The organism is Streptomyces minutiscleroticus (genome assembly GCF_014650875.1).
Taxonomy (GTDB): Bacteria; Actinomycetota; Actinomycetes; order Streptomycetales; family Streptomycetaceae; genus Streptomyces; species Streptomyces minutiscleroticus.
In genome coordinates, this window is the sequence record NZ_BMVU01000005.1 from 157,184 (window position 1) to 173,131 (window position 15,948).

A 15,948-nucleotide genomic window follows, 5' to 3' on the forward strand; every position below is an offset into this window, starting at 1 on the left:
GACGGCGCCGGACCTCAGGGGACGACGGCGCCGGACCTAGGGGACGGCTCGGGCCCGGACGGGCGGGCCGCCCGCTCCCGGCCCGCCTCCGTCAGCCCTCCGCGCGTCCGAAGAGCGGCGCGAGCAGCAGTTGGGCCGCACCCTCCGCGACCAGGTGGGGCCCGCCCGGGGCGAGCCGGACCGGCACCGGGCTGCATACGCCCTCGCGGCGGGCCCGGGCGTCGAGCACGGTGCCGACGCCGCGGACGAAGCGGTCCGGGTCCGAGGCGACGGTGCGCCCGCCCAGCAGGACGAGGTCGATGTCGAGGAGCGCCACGAGGTTCGCGGCGCCCGTGCCCAGCACCCGGGCCGCCTCGTCGACGGCGCCCCGGGCGACGGCGCCCAGGCACAGCGCCTCGACGCAGCCCCTGCCGCCGCAGCCGCACGGCGGCCCGTCGAGCTGGACCACCTGGTGCCCGAACTCGCCCGCGCCGGTGCGGGCGCCCCGGTGCACGGCCCCGTTCAGGACGAGCCCGGCCCCCAGCCCCGTACCGAGGTGGAGGTAGGCGAAGGAGCCGCCCTCGCTGCCGACGGCCAGTCCGAGGGCGGCCGCGTTGGTGTCCTTGTCCAGCACCACCGGCAGGTCGAGGCGCCGGGCCAGCGCGTCGCGCAGCGGGAAGCCGTCCCACTCCGGGAACCCGGTCACCCGCTGCAGGACGCCGTGCACGTGGTCGAGGGGGCCGGGCATGGCCACCCCGACGCCCAGGACGGAGGACCGGGCGGCCCCCTCCCCCAGCACACCGGCCAGCGCCCCGACCTCCCGCGCCGCCGTCCCGACCACCGCCGCCGCGCCCGCGCCCAGGTCCAGCGCCGCCCGCCGCTCCGCCACCGCCGCGCCGGTGAGGTCGAGCAGGACGAGGCGCATCTCGTCGCGGTCCAGGTGGACGCCGACCGCGTGCCCGGCCCCCGGCACCAGCCGCAGCGCCGTCCGCGGCTTGCCTCCCGTGGACGCCTGCCGGCCCGCCTCCGTCACCAGCCCGTCGGAGCGCAGCCGGGCCGTGATCTTGCTGACGGCCTGCGGGGTCAGCCCGGTGCGCTCGGCCAGTTCGAGCCGCGTGATGCCGGGCGGCCCGGCGAGGCGGAGCAGTTCGAGCACGAGGGCGGCGTTGTGGCTGCGCAGGGCGAGCAGATTCACCCCGGCGCCCGCGTTGGTCCTGTTCACAGAGGCATTGTCCACTGCGCTTGCACTTTGGCAACAGCGTTGCTTAAGTGGGCGTATGACTGGTACAGGCACTGACTCCCCCCTCCGCGTGGGCCTCGTCGGCTACGGTCTGGCGGGCTCCGTCTTCCACGCCCCGCTGATCGCCGCGACCGAGGGCCTCGTCCTCGACACGGTCGTCACGTCCCGCCCCGAGCGGCAGGAGCAGGCCCGCGCCGAGTTCCCGGGCGTGCGCGTCGCCGCCTCGGCCGACGAGCTGTGGCCGCGCGCGGACGAGCTGGACCTGATCGTCATCGCCTCCCCGAACAGGACCCACGTACCGCTCGCGACGGCCGCCCTCAAGGCGGGCCTGCCGGTCGTGGTCGACAAGCCGGTCGCGGGCACGGCCGCCGAGGCGCGCGAGCTGGCCGCCCTGGCCGACGAGCGCGGCCTGCTGCTCTCCGTCTTCCAGAACCGCCGCTGGGACAACGACTTCCTGACCCTGCGCGCGCTGCTGGACGCGGGCGAGCTGGGCGACGTGTGGCGCTTCGAGTCCCGCTTCGAGCGCTGGCGCCCGAAGCCCAAGGGCGGCTGGCGCGAGTCCGGCGACCCGGCCGAGATCGGCGGCCTGCTGTACGACCTCGGCAGCCATGTCGTCGACCAGGCGCTCGTCCTCTTCGGCCCGGCCGTCTCCGTCTACGCCGAGTCGGACGTGCGCCGCCCCGGCGCCGAGGCCGACGACGACACCTTCGTCGCGATCACGCACGCCGGCGGTGTCCGCTCCCACCTGTACGTCTCCGCGACCACCGCCCAGCTCGGCCCCCGCTTCCGCGCCCTGGGCTCGCGGGCCGGGTACGTGAAGTACGGCCTCGACCCGCAGGAGGCGGCGCTGCGCGAGGGCAGGCGCCCGGGCGCCGGGGGCGACGGCTGGGGCCGTGAGCCCGAGGAGCTGTGGGGCCGCCTCGGCTCCGGCGAGTCCCCGGTGACCGGCGGCGGCCGCCCCGTCCCGAGCGAGCCCGGCGACTACCCCGCCTACTACGCGGCCGTGGCCGCCGCCCTGCGCGGCACCGGCGGCAACCCGGTCACCGCCCTGGAGGCGGCCGCCGCGCTCGACGTCCTGGAGGCCGCGCGCCGCTCGGCCCGCGACGGCGTGGCGGTGTCCCTGTGAGCACCCCGGACTCCCCGGACTCTCCGGACAACACCCCGGAGACGTCGAAGGCCGTGAACCCGAACCCCGCCGGCGCGCCCGGCATCCCCGAGCTGGAGGAGCAGGAGCGCCGGCTGGTCCTGCCGCACTTCACGTACGACGACGCGTGGGCGCTCGGCACCCTGCTCGTCGAACTGGCCCGCGAGCGCGGGGCCCCCGTCGCGATCGACATCCGCCGCGGCGGCCAGCAGCTCTTCCACGCGGCGCTGCCCGGCTCGGCCCCGGACAACGACGCCTGGATCGACCGCAAGCGCCGGGTCGTCGAGCGCTACGGATGCTCGTCGTACCTGGTCGGCTCGCGGTTCCGGGCCAAGGGCACGACGTTCGAGGAGGGCTCGCGCCTGGACCCGGACGTGTACGCGGCCCACGGCGGCGCCTTCCCGATCGCGGTCGAGGGCGCCGGGGTGATCGGCACGGTCGTCGTCTCCGGCCTGCCGCAGATCGAGGACCACGCGCTGGTGGTGGAGGCCCTGGAGCGCTTCAAGGGCTGAGCCCGCCCCGGAGCCGGGGGGCCGGGCCCGTCCGGGGCAACGGAACGGGCTGCCCCCTCCGCCTCCCGTCCGGCTCCCGTCCGGCTGTCGTCCGGCTGTCGTCCGGCCGACGCCCGGCTGTCGTCCGGCCGACGCCCGGCCGACGCCCGGCCGACAGCCGGACGACGGGCGGGCCGGCGACCGGTGGCCGGCGGCGGGCGGCCGGCGGCAGGCGGCAGGCGGCAGGCGGCCGACGGCAGGCGGCAGGCGGCCGGTGGCCGCTGACCAACGGCCGGCTGTCGTCCGGGCGGCCGCTCGGGCCCGCCCGGTTCGCCGGGCGGGCCCTACGCGTCCTTCAGCACCTGCCGCTGCCGCCCCAGCCCCTCGATCTCCAGCTCCACCACGTCGCCGGCCCGCAGGTACGGCTTCGGCTCGGGCCGGCCCAGGGCGACCCCGGCCGGCGTCCCCGTGCTGATGACGTCGCCCGGGTAGAGGGTCATGAACCGGCTGACGTACCGGACGACCTCGGCGACCGGGAAGATCTGGTCGGCGGTGCTGCCGTCCTGCATCAGCTCGCCGTTCACCCACAGCCGCAGTGCGAGCGCCTGCGGGTCCGGGACCTCGTCGGCGGTCACCAGCCACGGGCCCAGCGGGCAGAACGTCTCGCAGTTCTTGCCCTTGTCCCAGGTACCGCCGTGCTCGGTCTGGAACGCGCGCTCCGAGACGTCGTTCGCCACCGCGTACCCGGCGACGTGCGCGAGCGCCTCCTCGTCCGTCTCCACGCGGCGCGCCGTACGCCCGATGACGACCGCGAGCTCGACCTCCCAGTCGGTCTTCCGCGAGCCCCTCGGCACGAGCACCGTGTCGTCCGGCCCGACCACGGTGTCCGCCGCCTTGAGGAAGACGACGGGCTCGGCGGGCGGCTCGGCACCCGTCTCGGCGGCGTGGTCGTGGTAGTTGAGGCCGATGCAGACGACCTTGCCGACGCGGGCGACGGGCGGGCCGACGCGCAGCCCGTCCGCGTCCAGGACCGGCAGTCCGCCCGCCGCGGCGGCCACGCGGATCCGGTCGAGCGCCGCGTCGTCGGCGAGGAGCGGCCCGTCGATGTCCGGCACCAGCCCCGACAGGTCCCGCAGGGTCCCGTCCGCGTCCAGCAGCGCCGGCCGCTCCGCTCCCGCCGTACCGGCTCGCAGCAGCTTCATGGTCCCTCTCCCTCGCTCACGGGGCGGCCCCGCCGGCGGGTGCGGCCGCCGGGAGGACCGGTCGATCCTCCAGGGCGCCCGTCCGGTCCGCAAGGCCGCGTTCACGGACCGGACCGGGCGGGTTCCCCGCCTCAGGCGGCGGGAACGGCGGCCGCCGCGCCCGGCACGTCCCGGTACAGCACGGCACGCTCGACCGCGCTCCACGCCGTGCTGGTCACCACGTACAGCGCGGCGGCCAGCGGCACCACGGCGACGGTGAACAGGGTCATGAACGACATCAGCGGCATGAACCGGGTGACGGCGCCGAGCCCGGGCACCTGCTGGTCCCCGCCCGCCGCGGGCAGCACCGGCGAGGCCGCCAGCTGCCGCTTGGTCCGCCGGTAGGTGAAGGTGGCGACGGTGGCCACGACCGCGAAGAGCCCGAGGTAGACCAGGCCCGCCGCCCCGAACACCCCGCCGTCGCCCAGCGCGTCGGTCCACCGGCCGCCGAGGGGCGCGGCGAACAGCTGGTGCTCCAGCAGCGCGTTGGCCTCGCCGCCGATCCGGGAGCTGGAGAACAGGTGGTAGAGCAGGAAGAACGCGGGCAGCTGCAGCAGGCTCGGCAGGCAGCCGGACAGCGGCGAGACCTGCTCCTTGGCGTGCAGCTCCATGATCGCCTGCTGGAGCTTCTCGGGGTTCTTGGCGTGCTTCCTCCGCAGCTCGGCCAGGTGCGGCTGGAGCCGGACGCGCGCCCGCTGCCCGCGCGCCGCGGCCCGCGACAGGGGGTGGACGAGCAGCCGTACGAGGGCGGTGAACAGGACGATCGCGGCGGCCGCCGCGGAGGCGTGGAAGAGCGGCTGGAGCAGGTCGGCCAGGCGCTCGACCAGCGTGGCGAAGACGGACATGGGTGAGCCCTCCGTGGGTCTCGTCGTGCCGGGGCCCGGACAGGCCGGGTAGCCCGGACGTGCCGGGGCCCGGACGCGCCGGAAGAGGTGTGCTGTGCGTCGGCATGACGACCCGCGAGGGGACGGCTGGGAAGAGCTGCTCCGGGAACGGTTCGTTCCGCCGGAGGCGCCGTGGTGGACCCGCGTCCCTACGCGGCCGTCGGGAGGGGACGGCCGGGTGCGCGGGGCCGGGTGCGCCCGGAGGCGTCGGGGTCGCGCTGCGGCAGGAACGCGGTGCGCTGCTCGCGGTCGCGGATGGCCGTGCGGACCCGGTCGGGCGGCACGGCGGGCGCCAGGCGCGCGGCGATGACGGAGCAGGCGACGAGCGCGGACCCGGCCGCGGCGGTCGCCGCGAGGGCCACGACGGCGGACAGGCCGCCCGCGTCGGCGAGGGCCACGTCGGCGAGGAGGAAGAGCAGCAGGACGGCGGGGGGAACGGGAAGCCGCAGGCGCGGCCGCCGCGACGGCGGCGGAGTCGTCCGCTTCACCGGCTGCCCCCTCTCCCTGGTCCTCACCGGGTCCCGGCCCGACGGCCGCCGGTCTCTCGCCCGTGGCCCGTCGTCCGTCGTCCGCTCCCGCGTCCGGCGGGGAGACGACCCGTCCTGCCGTTATACAGGACGGGCCGCCCGCGGCGCCTCCGTCCGCGGACCGGTATCGAACACACCGTCGGCCGGGAGGGCGCCGCGGGGCGCCCTCAGCGCAGGGGCGGACGCCCCGGCGCACACGCGGACGTCCCCAGGGCGCGGCTGGGCGGACGCCCTCAGGACACGGCCGGACGGACACCCGGCATGCGGACGAGCGGACACCCCCGGCATACAGGACGGACGCCCTCAGCCCTCAGCGGACGGACGCCCTCAGCGCGCGGACGTGCCGCGGGCGGACGCGGCACCGTCCCCCTCGGCGCCCTCCTCGTCGGCCCATCCCTCTCCCACCCCCTCTCCCAGGTCCGCGAAGGGGTCCGCCAGCACGTCCGCGTCCGGCCGCCGGTCGCCCCGCTCGGCCGGCCCCGCGTACGTCACGGCGAGCGCCACGGCGAGGTTGGCGGCGAGGGCGACGATCCCGGCGTTCACGCCGAACACCGGGTCGCGCCCGGTGAACACGAGCACGCACACCAGCACCCCGCCGACGGCGAGCCCGCTCAGCGCGCCCGCCCAGGTCAGCCGGCGCCACACCAGTCCGAGCAGCAGCATCGGCACGAGCTGCGCCATCCCCTCGTAGGAGATCAGCGACAGCCGTACGAGGGTGTTGGGCGCCGCGTAGGTGAGGATCAGCGCGAGGGTGCCCGCGACGATCACGACGATCTGCGCGGCGCCCTTCTGCCGCGCTCGCAGGGCCGGTACGAGCGACAGCACGCTGCGTCCCCACATCGTGCCGATGACCAGCATGAACACGGCCATCGGCACGATGGACGACAGCGCGGCGGCGACCCCGACCACACCGACGGCCCACGCCGGCAGCGAGTCGACGACCAGCCGGAACAGCGCCAGGTTGGAGTCCGCCCCGGTCAGCCCCGGCACGACGAAGAGGGCCGCCATGCCGAGCAGCATCGGCACGAAGAGCAGGACGTTGTAGGCGGGCAGCAGGATCGCGTTGCGCCGCAGGGCGTCGCCGCTGCGCGCGCCCAGGTACCCCGCCACGGTGGTCGGGAAGATCACCACGGTGAGGGCGTTGAGCAGCGAGGTCGACACGAACCACCCGGTGCCGAGCCCGCTCGCCTCCCCGCCGTGCCCCGGCAGCGTCAGCCATTCGCCCTTCTCCGCCACGAGCCGGTCGAGGAGGCCCCCGTACCCGTCGAAGTAGTGCAGCGGCACGTACACCGCCAGGAAGGCGAGCGTGCCGATGACCAGCACGTCCTTCAGGACGGACACCCACGCGCTGCCGCGCAGCCCGCTGACCACCACGAAGGCGGTGGTGACGGCGAAGGCCACGAAGTAGGCCCAGTTCAGGCTGATCGCGCCGTACGAGATCGTCGACACGACGACGCCCATGCCGGTGATCTGGAGCTGGATGTACGGCAGCAGGCAGACGGTGGCGAGGACCGCGATCAGCGCGCCCGCCCACGGCCGCCCGTAGCGGTGCGCCACCATGTCGGTGATCCCGACCAGGCCGTGCCGCCGCGCGTACCCCCACAGCATCGGGCCGACGAGGTAGCCGACGGCGTAACCGCAGGACATGTACGCGACGACGTAGAGAACGGGGGCGCCGTAGTTGTACCCCCACCCGGCGGCTCCCAGGTAGCTGAAGCTCGTGTACGACTCCCCCGCCATGAGCACCCAGATGAAGACGGTGCCGAGGCTGCGCCCGCCCACGGACCACTCGGCGAGCCCGCCGCCGCCCTGCCGGGAGGGGCCGGAGGCCCCCTTCCCGCGGTGGCGCACGGCGAGCAGCCCGAGGGCGACGGTGGCCACCATGAAGACACCGAAGACTGTGGTGGAGACGGTGGAGTTCACGCGCCCGCCCGTCCCTTCGCCCGGTCCGTCCGGCGCCGGTCCCCGCGCCGGGCCAGCCACACCGCGAACGGCGTGAGCACGGTCGAGACCAGCAGCCAGAAGAACAGGAACGGCAGTCCGAGCAGCACCGGCTCCACCCGGTTCACGAGGGGCAGCGCGGCGAGCTGGAGGAGGAAGGGGGCCAGGAGCCAGAGATGATGGCGGCGTACGTTCACGGGATCCGACCCTAGGCCCTGCCCCCGCGGCGACCGCGCACCCCGCACGGCCCCGCACGCCGCCCCCGCCACCGCTGCCCGGAGCCCGGCCGTCCCCCGCGGCCGGGGCCCGCACCACCCAGCGCCCGGAGCCGCGCCCCGCTCCCCTCTCCCCTTCCCGGCCTCCCCTCGCCTCGCCCGGCCTGGTTCCGCTTCCCTCCCGGGCCGGCCGTCCCGCCCGGTTCCGCTTCCGTCCCGCTGCTGTTCCGCCACGGGCCCCCCGCAGTTCTCCTCCTGTCCCCGCCCTCTCCCCTCCCCTCTCATTTCCCGGCCTGCCGCGGCCCCTCTCTTGTCGGCGGACGGCAGTACGGTGTGATCCATGCGCCCCGACACGTCTGCCGAGTACGTCGACCACAACGCCGAGGCGGCACGCCTCGAACGGACCGCCGGCCTCTACCCCGAGGACGCCGAGCAGCTGCTCGTGCAGGCCGCGGCCCATCTCGAACTGGCCGGCGACCGCCCGCGGGCCAGCACGCTCTACGACCGCCTGCTGGCGTCCGCCGAGCCCCTGGACCACCCGCACCTGGTCCGCGCGCTGAAGGCGGCCAACCTGTGGGAGTACGGCCACGAGGCGGAGGCCCGCGCGATCATCGACGGCGTCCGGGCCGCGGCGCCCCGGGACCCCGCGCCCTGGGTGATCGTCGCGGAGGCCCTGGAGGCGCACGACGAGCTGGAGGCCGCGCACGAGACGTTCACCGAGGCGGCGGAGCTGCTGCTGGCGGACGGCGAGGAGCCTCCGTACGCGGTGCGTCCGGTCCTCTTCGGCCGCCACCGCGTCCGCCGCATGCTCGGCGTCGCGCACGACGCCCGGGACGAGCAGGCCGACGCCCTGCACACGGCGTCGGTCCCCCTCGACGAGCTCCACGACCCCACCCGCGTGTGGTCCCTCGGCTCGGACGACCCGGCCGAGCTGCGCGCCGAGATCTCCCGCCTCCAGGCGGAGCTCGGCTCCTACCGGCAGGCCCTGTCGCGCCCGTTCCCGGTGGCGGTCCTGCACTGGCCCGCGGACGAGTTCGCGGAGCTGCTGGCGGCGTATCCGTCCCTGGCGGAGGAGTACCCGTCCCACGAGCGGCACCTCGCGACGATAGAGGAGGCCCTGCGCGAGCTGGCCGCCTCCGGCACCCCGAACCTGGGCATCGTCACGGGCACGGTCCCCTCCTACGAGGCCTTCGCCGCCTCGGAGGCGTCGTCCCCGACGGACACCACGCTCCTGCCCCAGTACGCGACGACGCTGGCGTCGCGGGGCCGGGCTGTGGCGTGGCCCCCGGAGCGAGGGGCCGCTTGCTGGTGCGGGTCGGGGCGGGTTTATGGGGAATGCCATGGGGCCGACTAACGATCGAGCAGAATAAAAACCCGAACCCGAAAACCGATTACCGACAAAGCAGGCGCAGGTTTAGGTCTACATCGTGCCCGATGATCCGCAGTGGAAAGCACCAGAAGGCTCCTGGGCGTCGTCTGCGGGACGGCGACGCAATATGCAGGCGATCCGCAGTCGCGACACGAAGCCAGAGCAGCTGATCCGTCGGCTCGTTCACGCGCAGGGGTTGCGCTACCGCGTCTGCGCCCGCCCGCTTCCAGACCTCCGCCGGACGGCCGACATGGTCTTCCGGCCAGTGAAGGTCGCCGTTTTCATCGATGGCTGCTACTGGCACGGCTGCCCTGAGCATTATGTGGCGCCGAAGGTTAATTCTGGATACTGGTCACAAAAGATCGTGCGCAATGTCCAACGGGACCGCGACACCGATCAACGCCTTACAGAAGCTGGATGGCTCGTGCTCCGCTTTTGGGAGCACGAGCCATCCGGGACGTGCGCCCAGAAGATCGCCTCCACGGTGCTCGCACGGCGTACGAGTCCGCGTGACTCCTGACCGGAGGCGTCCCCTTCACTGAAGGGCACCCGGCAGGCGCCCGCCCCGCGGCCTGAACAGGCGCTGAGGGCCCATACCCGGAGCCCGGCACCCTCACATACCATGTCTCCTGCGGATACTGCGGCCGAACAGCCCCTCAGGGGCAAAAGAGCACGGCCGTGGTCGAAGCCAGCACGATGAACGCGAGAGGCCCTGCCAGCTTCCCGTTCAAGCAAGAAGGTGGGGGGCACCTGGACATGGCAGTTGAACGCACGAACCGGGACGTACGGACTCTCATCACCCAGATCGCGTCTGGCGAGATCCGGCTGCCGGAGATCCAGCGTGGCTACGTATGGAAGGCATCGCAGGTAGCGCGGCTCATCGAGTCGCTATACCGAGGTTATCCGGCAGGCTCGCTGCTCTTCTGGAAGACAGGGCAGCTGGCTGAGACCCGTGAGGCCGCGATCGGCGTGGCCCAGGCCCCGCCGAGCGTCATGCCCCTCTACCTCCTCGATGGCCAGCAGCGGCTCACCTCGCTCTTCCGGGTGCTCACCGATCACCCGGAGGCGCAAGTCGTCTTCAACATCGAGACAGAGGTCTTTCAGAATCAGAGTGCGGCCACCCGGCGGAACAAGAAATGGATCAAGGTCTACGATGTCGCGGGCCCGAATGCGGACGTCTTCGCGATCCATGCCGAGCTCAAGAGTGCCGGACTCAGCATTCCCGAGGCCGAGATCGGTCCGCGCCTCAGCGCACTCCAGAAGATCACCCACCGGGACTTCCACATGGAAGTCCTGCAAGACTTCGACTACGAAGAGGTCGCCCAGATCTTCGTCCGCGTCAACAGTGGTGGTCGTGCGCTCAAGACGACAGACCTTGCCCTCGCGACGCTGTCCGCCCGGGTGCCGGGATTCCTGGGGCAGCTGGAAGCCGAGTCGGCGTTCTGGGCTGAACGCGGTTACGGCGCACTCGACGTCAACTTCCTCGTCAAAGCACTGACCCTGAATATCTCCACCTCAAGCAAGCGCATCGCGTCTGTAGCGAAGCTGACAGCCGCGAGCGCTGAATCGGTCGAGGCTGCGTGGGCGAAGGTACGCCGTGGCTTGTCGCGCGTCGTACCTCTGCTCCAGGGGGAGCTACTGGTCGCCACGGCGGCGCTGATCCCGTCTCTCGCCGCCCTTCATCCGCTCATCGTTTACTACGGCCGTCAGCCAGACAGCGCGTCGGCCGACAGCCGGACCGACAGGGGGCTCCTGTACTGGTTCATGGCAGCCACGGCCCGCAACCGGTACGGCGGCGCCGCGGATAGCACGCTGACCCAGGACATCAAGGCCCTGGACTCCGACGATCCGGTGAAGGACCTGATCTCGAACCTGGGTATCGCGGAGAGCGGGCTGTCGGTGAAGGCCCAGGATCTTGCCGGACGGAGTCACCAGAGCCCGTTCCTCATGTTCTCCTTCCTGGCCGCTGCTCATGCGGGAGCTTCGGACTGGTGGGATGGTGAGCCCGTTTCAAAGCTGGTCGACGAAGCCGGCAAACCGCAATACAGCCTTGTACACCCCGCGCCAAAGCTACGAGGTCACCGGGGCAAGTACACGTCGGCTGAGATCAACGAGCTCGCAAACATCGTCTTCGTCTCGCAGGACACGGCGAAAAACATGATCGGCACCCGCTCGCCGGCCGCCTACGTATCGGCCGTCTCAGCCAGCGACCTCACGGCACACGCGATTCCGGATGACCCCGACCTGCTGGAAGCCGACAACTACCGCAGTTTCCTGACCGCCCGTCGGGAGATGCTTGCCGACCGGATCACAGCGATCCTCGACAAGTTCAAACCAGCCTTCCTCACAGGGGGCAGTGAGCCAGTCCGTACCCAGGCAGACCGTTCCCTTGTGCTTACCGCGTACGCGAGCGCTGGCCGGACAGTGCTCGTAGCCGAAGCCGAGGTCAGGAACAGCAAGTGGGTCGGTTGGATCTGCCGTACTGAGCTTGAGACGGCGCTGGACGCGGCGTCTGCTGGTCTCGCAAGCGACGTCCCCGTCGGAGACGAGTCGGCTTCCATGCGAGTTGATGACGAAGGCAGTGTCACCTTCGCTGTCGGGCCGTTCTTGATTCGCGGTTCGCTTGATCAGTGGCGTTCGGTCGTGAAAGACGCGCTTGACGACGTGCAGCCGCTTGAGGAGTGCCCGGAGCCGACGGACGAGCAGTGGCCGGCGGACGTCGAGGAGTTCCCGCTCTCCGGAATCGGAGCACGGGTCTGAGCACAGCCGTCAGAGTCAGAAACTCAGCACGTTAGCCGTGCCCCCGTGTGTCACCGCGGAGGAGCACCGAAGCCTCGTCGGTCAGCGCCCCTGCGATACGGGGGATGCCCGGTACGGGTACGTCCGGGGGTACCTCCAGCCGACAGGATTCCCAGTGCCCGTACGTACCGCTGTCGGCTGGGACCTGAGCTGCGATCCATTCCTTGGGAATGGTCGCGACCGCCTCTAGCTCCAGTTCTGGGGTCAGACGGATCGCGATGAGTTCCCACTGCGGGTCGCGGCACGCGGTCTCATACTCATTGCGCGAGATATACACCGTGAGACGGCTGCGACGGGTGGTCGACTTGACCTCTAGGTGCGCGGAGTGGCCGACCGTGTGAACGGCGATGTCGTAGCCGAAGCCGTCGGACCACATAGCGACGTGCTCGATTCGCGCCTTCGTTGATGCCCTCAGAAGCTCGACGAGAGCCAGTTCGCCTGCCGCTCCGATCCTTGAGCGCTTCTGTGCGTCGACCTTGCCCCAGACCGCGCCGAGCTGACCGAACGCCTCCTCCTCACTCAGACCGAGGGACGCGGCCGCGCGAAGAGCGTCTTCGGGCAGCTCGTCCGGGGTACGGATGAGCAGATCCGCGTCCGGTAGCCAGGGCGCGTGGCTGTGCGCCATCGCAGCGCCGAAGACCCGGCGGTGTGCTGCGATTCCGCTCCTCAGATCGTCCGTGAGTCCCGTGTCCTGTATCCACGCATAAGCAGCCTCGTACTGGGTGGGTGTGATGTCGCTGAACTTGCTGTGCGTAGCGAACAGGGCCCTGAGCCGCGCGGCACCGCTGTCTGGCAGTCGCTCCAGCCAGCGGACGGCCGCACGGAGCACCGGGTCAGGCGGAACGGGCACGGAGGTGCCCCATCAGCGCTTGGAGGTCCCGCTGGTCCAGGCCGCCGCCGACGGCAGGTTCCTCGTCGAGATCGGCGAGCTGCTGAACCGTGGGGTCATCAAGGATCCGGCCCATGAACTGGAGCTTGTCATTCAGGCGCTGAGCGACAACCTCGTCGATGGTGCCCTCAGAGGCGAGCACGGTGATCCGGGTCTCGGTCTCCTGAGCGAGACCGAGCCTGTGGATCCGGTCGAGACTCTGAAGGAAGCGGCCTGCGGCGAAATCCCGGTCGACGTACACCGCGTCATGGCAGTGATGGTGCAGGCTGATGCCCTCCCCGAGAGTCGCGGGGTTCGAGAGCAGCACCATGCAGTCCGGGTCATTCCTGAACCGATCGATCTCGGCCTGGCGGTCAGAGTCCTGTGTGCCGCCGTGGACCATGGCGGGCGAGAACTCGCGGAGTATCCGGTCAAGCGTATTAAGGCTGCGGATGAAGGTCGACCAGACAAGGGTCTTCCGGCCTCGTCTGGCGTTCTCGTTGACGATCGCGAGGACTTCGCGGTACTTCGGCGACATCTCGTAGCTGGGCAAATCACGCATCAGCTCGTACAGGGGGGTGCCGTCGGGAATGGCCAGCGGGGGCACCTGGTACGACAGCGGCTCGTGCCGTGTCGTGCCGACGGCGAGCAGCGCCGGACTCGTAGCCGCCATCAGCATGTAGACGATGATCTTTCCGAGCGTCTGGAAGTCACTCTCAGACCCCGCGGCCCGGGCGGAGAACCGCCCGATGAGCGCCTCGTACACCTCGTGATGGAGGGGCGGCATTTCCACAGGCACCAGGCGGGTGGCGACGGGCGGCAGCCCGAGCTCGTCTTTGGTGGTGCGGGTGAACAGCGGGCGCAGGACCTGGCTGGCCTTGGCGAGGTCTCCGCCCGCCACGGCCTGAGTGACCTTCTGCCGTCCGTGACCAGGCCAGACGAAGCCGAAGAGATTCTCCAGGTCCTTAACCCCGTTCGGGGCGGGCGTGCCGGTCAGGATCAGCCGGTGCCGACTCCGGGGGCCGAGAGCGAGGCAGGCCGAGCCGTACGTTCCGTCCGCGCCGAGCTTCATACGGTGCGCTTCGTCGAGCAGCAGCATGGAGGGCCTCGCGGCCAGCCACTGGCCAAGCTGCGTCACCGTGGCCTCCGTCTTGAGGCTCTCGTAGTTGACAACCAGCGAGTCGGCCGACGGGTCCACGTTGCGGGAGAACACCTCCATGCGCAGGGGCTCATCCAGGCAGGCCGAGTTCTCATACAGCCAGGACTCGTAGCAGGACTTCGGGCCGATGATCAGGAGCCGTTCAACGCTTCCCCGGTGCCGCAGGGCCTGGAAGACGGCGAGACCGACACGGGTCTTGCCCGCGCCGGGCACGGAGAAGTTGGCACCATGGCGCAGGGACAGCAGCTTCGCGATGTCCCTGCGCTGGAAAGCCGTGAGATCCGCCGTCCAGGCGGGGCCCAGTAGCTCTCCGATCTGTTCAGGGCCCACTGCCGAAGTACTGTCATCGGCGGGATCCAGCTGCCTGGCCACAGCCTGCGCATCGTGAGCGGAATCAGTGGCCAGCCTGGCGAGCTGCGGGTCCCAGGCGACACTTGCGGGAGCCGGCCAGGTTCCGAGAGCGGCCAGGTTCGTCAGGAGGTCGTCGATCTCGACCTCCATCGTTCCCGTCAGACGCTGCACGCTGCTGCGGAAGCGCAACGCGAGACGGCGCAGATCTCCCTCATACCCAGCCCCCGCGCGCAGCCGGGCCTTGGTAACGCCGTCACCGAAGCCGATCTCCAGGCTGGGCGAGGATGCCGGCGTCATCACTTCTCCCGCGTCGCGTCGAGCAGCCAGGCCACCCCGTCTCCAGGCGAGCTGAACGTACGGCCAGCCAGTTTGGCCAGCCGGGCAAGGCTCGCGCGCAGAGTAATCAGCGCATCGTCGAAAGCGTCCTCATCAAGGGCACGCTTCGCCTTGGCGTCAGCGAACTCCTTGGCGCACTGGTCCACATGGTCCGAGGCGTCCGTAAGCCGTTCCGGGACAGCGATCTGGCGCTTCTTGAGCTCAGCGTTCTGCCCGGCGAGCTTCACCGCCACGTCAAAGGTCTTGCGCGCCGTCTTGACTATCTTGTCCGCGGCGGCGATCGACGCGTCATCCAGCCTGCCGTTCGCCTGGGAAGCGGCCTTGGCCTGGAGGAGGGCATCCGTAAGCGCTCGCGTCGTCTTCACGGCCGCCGTCCCGTCCTGCACTTCAACACCAGGCAGTCCCGGGATCGCGACTGCGGCAGACTGCTGCTCAGACGGGCGCAGTTCCTCCGGCAGCCGCTCGTTGAGGTAACGCATGTGGAAGTCGGACTCGGCCAGACGCACGGTTGTCTTCGGGTAGTTCAGCACCACCATCGCCAGGCGCGATTCCTTGAGCTGTTCCGCCGCATCGGGGTCGGTCTTGGACAGCTTGGTGAAGTCGCGGTACAGCTCGCGAAGCTTCTCCTGGTGATCCTCGAAGTCCACGAGCCGCAGTGCCGCGTCGCCGGCGGTCCTACTCCGGTCGATGGCGTCACGGATCAGCTGGTAGACCCATCGGTCCTGGTGGAGCGTACTGGTCTTGATGTTGAAGTCACGGGCTACGTCTTCCTCACGACGCCCGCTGCCGAGTTCGTCCTCGATGGCGATGAGCTGGTTGATGTAGGTGTAAGGACGCCGCTTGTCCCTGCGGAGCTGCAGAGCGAGCTCAACGCTGTTGATGTCGAGGTACGAGGTGTCCTCGGGCAGGACCCCTACCCGGATGTGCGATTCTCCGAGGTCCCGGAGCGCGGCACACCGGGTGTTCCCGTCGACGAGGATGCCGTCCGGCGTGATGATCCCGGGCTGCCGCTGGCCGAAGTCTTCCAGCTCTTCCTGCAGCGCTGTGTAATCGGGGTCGGTCTGGGTCGGGTTGGAGGGGTTGCACCGCAGAAGGTCGTGCAGGTAGGTCTGCGCTTCCTCGCCCCAGGGCTCCTCCTCCAGGACCCTCTTCCGCCTCGGGTCCAGAGTCAGCTGCGCGCGGATGCGGTGGGTCGCGGGGTTGAAGTAGAGCATGTCCACCGGCATGGAGATCACGTGCAGATGCTTCTGCTCCCCACGGAACTCGACGGTGACCTTGGCGCCCTGCTCCTTCATGGCGATCTTGAGGCGCTCCTCTACGAGGGAACGTATCTCCTTGCCCTCCGGGGGGACGCCGAACTTCACAGCCATAGCTAGAGCCTCCAAAAAAGACCGCACAACCTCA

General features: G+C 71.2%; 14 protein-coding genes. 5 read left to right on the top strand and 9 right to left on the bottom strand.

The window, feature by feature from the left end; all coding sequences use genetic code 11:
* Positions 1-91: 91 nt before the first annotated feature.
* Positions 92-1,201, bottom strand: coding sequence for an ROK family transcriptional regulator (locus IE271_RS09345; RefSeq protein ID WP_229919214.1), 1,110 nt, complete (start codon positions 1,199-1,201; stop codon positions 92-94).
* Between the two features lie 55 nt (positions 1,202-1,256).
* Here IE271_RS09345 and IE271_RS09350 point away from each other — a divergent pair, with 55 nt between their 5' ends.
* On the top strand, positions 1,257-2,345 hold the full coding sequence (locus IE271_RS09350) for a Gfo/Idh/MocA family protein (protein ID WP_190189733.1): 1,089 nt from the start codon (positions 1,257-1,259) through the stop codon (positions 2,343-2,345).
* A gap of 53 nt (positions 2,346-2,398) precedes the next feature.
* Positions 2,399-2,875 carry a heme-degrading domain-containing protein gene (locus IE271_RS09355; protein WP_190189865.1) on the top strand — a complete coding sequence of 159 codons (477 nt, stop codon included), beginning with the start codon at positions 2,399-2,401 and terminating at the stop codon, positions 2,873-2,875.
* Positions 2,876-3,198: 323 nt separating this feature from the next.
* Here the strand turns inward: IE271_RS09355 and IE271_RS09360 are convergent, their stop codons facing one another.
* From IE271_RS09360 to IE271_RS09380, 5 genes are all read right to left on the bottom strand, one after another.
* Entirely contained in the window at positions 3,199-4,056 is an 858-nt protein-coding gene (locus IE271_RS09360) for a fumarylacetoacetate hydrolase family protein (RefSeq protein WP_190189734.1), read from the bottom strand.
* 131 nt (positions 4,057-4,187) lie between these two features.
* Positions 4,188-4,940 (bottom strand): YidC/Oxa1 family membrane protein insertase, encoded by a 753-nt coding sequence (locus IE271_RS09365; protein WP_190189735.1) that lies wholly within the window; start codon positions 4,938-4,940, stop codon positions 4,188-4,190.
* 188 nt (positions 4,941-5,128) lie between these two features.
* Positions 5,129-5,428, bottom strand: a complete 300-nt coding sequence (locus IE271_RS09370; protein ID WP_190189866.1) for a DUF6412 domain-containing protein — start codon at positions 5,426-5,428, stop codon at positions 5,129-5,131.
* Between the two features lie 405 nt (positions 5,429-5,833).
* The gene (locus IE271_RS09375; RefSeq protein ID WP_190189736.1) at positions 5,834-7,429 is read right to left on the bottom strand and encodes a sodium:solute symporter family protein; all 1,596 of its coding nucleotides are present in this window, start codon (positions 7,427-7,429) and stop codon (positions 5,834-5,836) included.
* On the bottom strand, positions 7,426-7,644 hold the full coding sequence (locus IE271_RS09380) for a DUF3311 domain-containing protein (protein WP_190189737.1): 219 nt from the start codon (positions 7,642-7,644) through the stop codon (positions 7,426-7,428). The genes IE271_RS09375 and IE271_RS09380 overlap by 4 nt, the downstream gene beginning before the upstream one ends.
* Positions 7,645-8,002: 358 nt before the next feature.
* Between IE271_RS09380 and IE271_RS09385 the strand changes: the two genes are divergently transcribed.
* The 3 genes from IE271_RS09385 to IE271_RS09395 all read left to right on the top strand — a co-directional run bounded on the left by IE271_RS09385 (position 8,003) and on the right by IE271_RS09395 (position 11,791).
* Positions 8,003-9,016 (top strand): SEC-C domain-containing protein, encoded by a 1,014-nt coding sequence (locus tag IE271_RS09385; protein ID WP_190189738.1) that lies wholly within the window; start codon positions 8,003-8,005, stop codon positions 9,014-9,016.
* 73 nt (positions 9,017-9,089) lie between these two features.
* A complete protein-coding gene (locus IE271_RS09390; RefSeq protein ID WP_190189739.1) occupies positions 9,090-9,551 on the top strand; it encodes a very short patch repair endonuclease in 462 nt (153 codons plus the stop codon).
* A 158-nt stretch (positions 9,552-9,709) separates the two neighbouring features.
* Complete coding sequence (locus tag IE271_RS09395) at positions 9,710-11,791, top strand: GmrSD restriction endonuclease domain-containing protein (protein ID WP_190189740.1); 2,082 nt, start codon at positions 9,710-9,712, stop codon at positions 11,789-11,791.
* A gap of 31 nt (positions 11,792-11,822) precedes the next feature.
* Here IE271_RS09395 and IE271_RS09400 read toward each other — a convergent pair whose 3' ends face one another.
* The 3 genes from IE271_RS09400 to IE271_RS09410 are packed head-to-tail and all read right to left on the bottom strand — an operon-like array spanning position 11,823 to position 15,914.
* The gene (locus IE271_RS09400; protein WP_190189741.1) at positions 11,823-12,680 is read right to left on the bottom strand and encodes a protein NO VEIN domain-containing protein; all 858 of its coding nucleotides are present in this window, start codon (positions 12,678-12,680) and stop codon (positions 11,823-11,825) included.
* Positions 12,664-14,505, bottom strand: coding sequence for a DEAD/DEAH box helicase (locus tag IE271_RS09405; RefSeq protein ID WP_190189742.1), 1,842 nt, complete (start codon positions 14,503-14,505; stop codon positions 12,664-12,666). The genes IE271_RS09400 and IE271_RS09405 overlap by 17 nt, the downstream gene beginning before the upstream one ends.
* Complete coding sequence (locus IE271_RS09410; RefSeq protein WP_190189743.1) at positions 14,505-15,914, bottom strand: ParB/RepB/Spo0J family partition protein; 1,410 nt, start codon at positions 15,912-15,914, stop codon at positions 14,505-14,507. The genes IE271_RS09405 and IE271_RS09410 overlap by 1 nt, the downstream gene beginning before the upstream one ends.
* Positions 15,915-15,948: the final 34 nt, after the last annotated feature.

Coding starts and splice junctions, on each gene's coding strand:
- IE271_RS09350 (WP_190189733.1), top strand. CDS start 1,257: ATGACTGGTACAGGCACTGACTCCCCCCTCCGCGTGGGCCTCGTCGGC.
- IE271_RS09410 (WP_190189743.1), bottom strand. CDS start 15,914: ATGGCTGTGAAGTTCGGCGTCCCCCCGGAGGGCAAGGAGATACGTTCC.
- IE271_RS09405 (WP_190189742.1), bottom strand. CDS start 14,505: ATGACGCCGGCATCCTCGCCCAGCCTGGAGATCGGCTTCGGTGACGGC.
- IE271_RS09360 (WP_190189734.1), bottom strand. CDS start 4,056: ATGAAGCTGCTGCGAGCCGGTACGGCGGGAGCGGAGCGGCCGGCGCTG.
- IE271_RS09385 (WP_190189738.1), top strand. CDS start 8,003: ATGCGCCCCGACACGTCTGCCGAGTACGTCGACCACAACGCCGAGGCG.
- IE271_RS09365 (WP_190189735.1), bottom strand. CDS start 4,940: ATGTCCGTCTTCGCCACGCTGGTCGAGCGCCTGGCCGACCTGCTCCAG.